General features: G+C 66.0%; 6 protein-coding genes and 1 pseudogene. 6 read left to right on the forward strand and 1 reads right to left on the reverse strand.

Annotated features, from left to right (window positions below):
• A pseudogene (locus KGM94_RS24075) lies at positions 1-205 on the forward strand (hypothetical protein); the annotation flags it as partial.
• Between the two features lie 7 nt (positions 206-212).
• On the forward strand, positions 213-677 hold the full coding sequence (locus KGM94_RS24080) for a GNAT family N-acetyltransferase (RefSeq protein ID WP_300264876.1): 465 nt from the start codon (positions 213-215) through the stop codon (positions 675-677).
• Between the two features lie 401 nt (positions 678-1,078).
• On the opposite strand, the gene KGM94_RS24085 is transcribed toward KGM94_RS24080, so the two are convergent.
• Entirely contained in the window at positions 1,079-1,429 is a 351-nt protein-coding gene (locus KGM94_RS24085; protein ID WP_300264879.1) for a RidA family protein, read from the reverse strand.
• 448 nt (positions 1,430-1,877) lie between these two features.
• Between KGM94_RS24085 and KGM94_RS24090 the strand changes: the two genes are divergently transcribed.
• From KGM94_RS24090 to KGM94_RS24105, 4 genes are all read left to right on the forward strand, one after another.
• Positions 1,878-2,351, forward strand: coding sequence for a hypothetical protein (locus tag KGM94_RS24090; RefSeq protein WP_300264882.1), 474 nt, complete (start codon positions 1,878-1,880; stop codon positions 2,349-2,351).
• Positions 2,352-2,518: 167 nt separating this feature from the next.
• Positions 2,519-2,710, forward strand: coding sequence for a hypothetical protein (locus KGM94_RS24095; protein ID WP_300264885.1), 192 nt, complete (start codon positions 2,519-2,521; stop codon positions 2,708-2,710).
• A 24-nt stretch (positions 2,711-2,734) separates the two neighbouring features.
• The gene (locus tag KGM94_RS24100; RefSeq protein ID WP_300264888.1) at positions 2,735-3,325 is read left to right on the forward strand and encodes an SCO family protein; all 591 of its coding nucleotides are present in this window, start codon (positions 2,735-2,737) and stop codon (positions 3,323-3,325) included.
• Between the two features lie 81 nt (positions 3,326-3,406).
• The coding region (locus KGM94_RS24105) for a transporter substrate-binding domain-containing protein (protein WP_300264891.1) at positions 3,407-3,936 on the forward strand (530 nt) is incomplete at its 3' end.

The raw sequence follows: 3,936 nt of genomic DNA on the forward strand, positions 1-3,936 counted from the left end.
CTGGAAGGTCCCGGCGTTCGCCGCCCGCCGCGCCAGGCGCTCTGGCACCTGGCGGGTGCGGTCCGATCGCCGGCCGACGTTCGGAAAGAAGGCCATGGACCAGCAAAAGCTCGACAAGGCGATCGGTCGCCGATTGAAGACGGTGCGCTTGCGCACCGGCAGGAGAACCTCGCAAGCGACGTCGCGCCGTGACCGGGGAGGCTGATCGCGTCATGGAGATCAGGAGCGGCGACACCTACGATCCGCGCGTCATCGCGCTGCTCGACCATCACTACACGACCGCACGGGCGCAGACCGCGCCGGGCAGCGCGCATGCGCTCGATCTCGCCGGCCTGCGCGCGCCCGACATCGCGTTCTGGACCGGCTGGGACGGCGACACGCTGGTCGCCGTCGGCGCATTGAAGACGATCGCGCGCGACCATGGCGAGGTGAAGTCCATGCATACGCTTGAGGCGGCGCGCCGCCGCGGCCTTGCCGGACGCATGCTCCGTCACATCATCGCGCACGGCCGCGCCCGCGGCATGGTGCGACTCAGCCTGGAGACCGGCTCGTCGGACTATTTCCGTCCGGCGGTCGCTCTCTACAAGGCGCACGGCTTCGTCCCCTGCGGCCCGTTCGAGGGCTATGTCGATGATCCCAACAGCCTGTTCCTGACGTTCGATCTCGCCGCGCGCTGAATTCCTTCCGCATTTGCCTCTCGCGCGATCCCTGGCGACAATGACACCTAGCCGGGAGTTTCTTCCCTTCTCCCCTTGCAGGAGAAGGTGGCGCGGGGCGCCGGATGGGGTTGCATCCGCGCTTCGAACTGCCTGAGAGACATGCGGGTCGCGCCTGATTTGCCCGACGTGTCAAGCGGGGAATGCGTCTCCGGCAGAGCTGACTTCCACTGTGCATGGGGTTGTTCCTCAAATTTTGAGGAGAGGGCGCCAACCCGCCTCCGCGTGGGCGTGTGGCGGCGCGCAGGCCCAATGATAGGTGCCAGAAGGCGCGGGCAGGGCGACTATCGAAGGTTCGCGCGCGCCGATCGATTACCTCGGAGGTCATCGAAGTCGCGGCGCGCGCGATCGGCGTCGCGGGATCACTTCGCCGCGATCACCATGATCTCGACGTTGTATTTCGGCGCGGCGAGCCTGGCCTCGACGGTGGCGCGCGCCGGCGTGTTGCCCTGTGACACCCACGCATCCCACACCGCATTCATCTCGGGGAAAGTCTTCATGTCGGTGATGTAGATCGTCGCCGACAGGAGCTTGGTCTTGTCGGTTCCGGCCTTGGCGAGATGGCCGTCGATGATCGCAAGGATATCCTGGGTCTGCTTGGTGACGCTTTCGCCGGCGGCCTGGTTGGCGACGACGCCGGCGAGATAGACCGTGTTGCCGTGCACGACGACCTGGCTCATGCGCGGCCCGGTTTCAAAGCGCTGGATGCTCATGGGATTCTCCTGATGGAATGGCGGCCCTACTCATAGAGAGGCGCCCAATCTGGATCAAGGCGCCGGGACGTGCCGCTCGTCGGGGGCTATCGGCTCGACATCGAATTTGCCGCGCTCGAAAAGCGTCCGTCGTCGACGGCCGGACGGAGGACTTTCAGCGTCGGCCTGCTCAGCCCCTGTTCCCTCCCCGGTAGTGCTCCGGGATTGAAGTCCGGTGCCTTCGCTGAGATCAAGGGCGCGGTCAGGCAAGAGAGCGTTAACCTGTTCCACTCTGGGACCGCGCGGAGCGTCGGGTGCAGCACCGGCGCAACACTCGACTTGAATTTGTTCTGGGCGAGGCCGACCGCCTAGACAAAACCGCCGTCTCGACCGACGCTGACGGGCGTCTGGCATCACCTGACACGATCAGATTCGAACAGCAGATTCGATTTGGACTTGGGGCTGGGACATGAGGTTTCTGACGGGACTGCTTGCGGCCGTTCTCCTGATCGCAGGCATGGGGGCAAGTCACGCGGTGGTTCGGATCGCGGATGACCGCGGCGGTCGGATCGGGACCTATGTCGACAAGTACCAGGACCTGCGCCAGTCCGGCGAGACCGTGATCATCGACGGCCTCTGCGCCTCGGCCTGCACCATCGTCCTCGGCGCCATCCCGCACGACAAGATCTGCGTGACCTCGCATGCGACGCTGGGCTTCCACGCCGCCTGGGATTTCGGCGCCAACGGTCGCGCCGTCACCAATCCCGAGGCGACCCACATGCTGTACGCGATGTATCCGGCGCCGGTGAAGCGCTGGATCGCGCAGCGCGGCGGGCTGACGCCCAACATGATCTTCCTGAAGGGCAAGCAGCTCCAGGCGCTGTACAAGCCCTGCTTCCTGGACGCGCAGGCCTCGGCCAACAAGCCCGCTGCCTCGCGCTGAGCCCAGGGAATCGACAGAGCAATCAGCCAGAAAACCAGCAACGAAATCAGCACGACGTGATCGCCGGCCTGCCCGCGGCGCTTGCCCGCCGGCGGGCCAGCGCCTATCTGTGAGGCATGGAACCGGGTGGCCGGCTTCCAGGAAAGACTTTCGCCGCGATCCTTGTCATGGCTCAACCCCTGCTATCGACGCATCCGATATCGGACAATGCACGGCCGAACCGCGCTGCTTCGGCGTTGTTGCTGGCGGGGGCCGGCCTTGCCGCTTTGGCTCTGATCGGGACGGCGGCCCTGTGGTTCCACTACGGCACCCAGGTGTTCTTCGAAACGATCAGGGCGGGCCTCGCTGCCTGCTTCTGAGCCGCAACAGGACCTTCTTCGCAGATGACTTACGCTGCCCGCCCGCTGGTGATCGCGACCGCCTTCGCCGCAAGCCTCGTCGTCGGGCTGCTCCTGATGTTCTGGGTCATGGGCGGCGTGCGCAACGTCGCCCAGCCGGCCGCGATCGGCGGGCCGTTCCAGCTCACCGACCAGTACGGCAAGACCGTCACCGAGAAGAGTCTGAAGGGCAAGCCGACGCTGATCTTCTTCGGCTATACCCATTGCCCCGACGTCTGCCCGACCTCGCTGTTCGAGATTTCCGAGGTGATGCGCGCGATGGGCAAGGACGCGGACCGCGTCAACGCCTACTTCGTCTCGGTCGACCCCGAGCGCGATACGCCCGCCGTCATGAAGGACTATCTGTCGAGCTTCGATCCGCATCTGGTGGGACTGAGCGGCGATCCGGCCGAAGTCGCCAAGGTACTGACCGCCTACCGGGTCTATGCCAAGAAGATCCCGGGCAAGGACGGCGACTACACCATGGACCACACCGCGCTGATCTATCTGATGGACCGCGACGGCCGGTTCGTCTCGCCCTTCAACCTCAAGCGCAGCCCCGAGGAGGTCGCGACCGAGCTGAAGCGGTATCTCTGAGTGATCCCAATCGGTACTCGCCTTCCCGGCGGGATGGTCTATAAGGCCCGCATCCTGGCCAAAATCCCTCAATTCCCGTCGATGATCCCGTCGCTCCAGGCACATCCGCTCCGAACGGCCCGCTGCCTGCTGGCGGGGCTGGCGGCTTTCGCCTGGCTGACCGCGGTGATCCCCGGCGCCGATGCGCAGACCCCGGCCAAGCCGCTCGCCAAGCCGACTGAGGCCGCCGCGCCCCAGGCCGTCCCCGGCTTCTGGGACCCGAGGCGGCGCCCGGAGCGGCCGGACCTGTCGCGCCTCACCGTGATCCGCTTCCTGACCGAGACCGACTATCCGCCGTTCAACTATACCGGCGCCGATGGCAATCCGGCCGGCTTCAACGTCGATCTCGCCCGCTCGCTCTGCGAGGAGATCAAGGTCACCTGCACGGTGCAGATGCGCCGCTTCGAGACGCTGCTGGACGCGCTGACCTCCAACCGGGGCGATGCCATCATCGCCTCCATGGCGGCGAGCCCGCAGCTGCGCGCCCGCGTCGATTTCACCGATCCCTATTATCGCGTGCCGGCGCGCTTCGTGTCGCGCAAGGACGCCGTGATGCCCGAGATCCGCCCCGA

It is taken from the genome of Bradyrhizobium sp. (assembly GCF_028868675.1).
Lineage (GTDB): Bacteria > Pseudomonadota > Alphaproteobacteria > Rhizobiales > Xanthobacteraceae > Bradyrhizobium.

Coding starts and splice junctions, on each gene's coding strand:
- KGM94_RS24080 (WP_300264876.1), top strand. CDS start 213: ATGGAGATCAGGAGCGGCGACACCTACGATCCGCGCGTCATCGCGCTG.
- KGM94_RS24085 (WP_300264879.1), bottom strand. CDS start 1,429: ATGAGCATCCAGCGCTTTGAAACCGGGCCGCGCATGAGCCAGGTCGTC.
- KGM94_RS24090 (WP_300264882.1), top strand. CDS start 1,878: ATGAGGTTTCTGACGGGACTGCTTGCGGCCGTTCTCCTGATCGCAGGC.
- KGM94_RS24095 (WP_300264885.1), top strand. CDS start 2,519: ATGGCTCAACCCCTGCTATCGACGCATCCGATATCGGACAATGCACGG.
- KGM94_RS24100 (WP_300264888.1), top strand. CDS start 2,735: ATGACTTACGCTGCCCGCCCGCTGGTGATCGCGACCGCCTTCGCCGCA.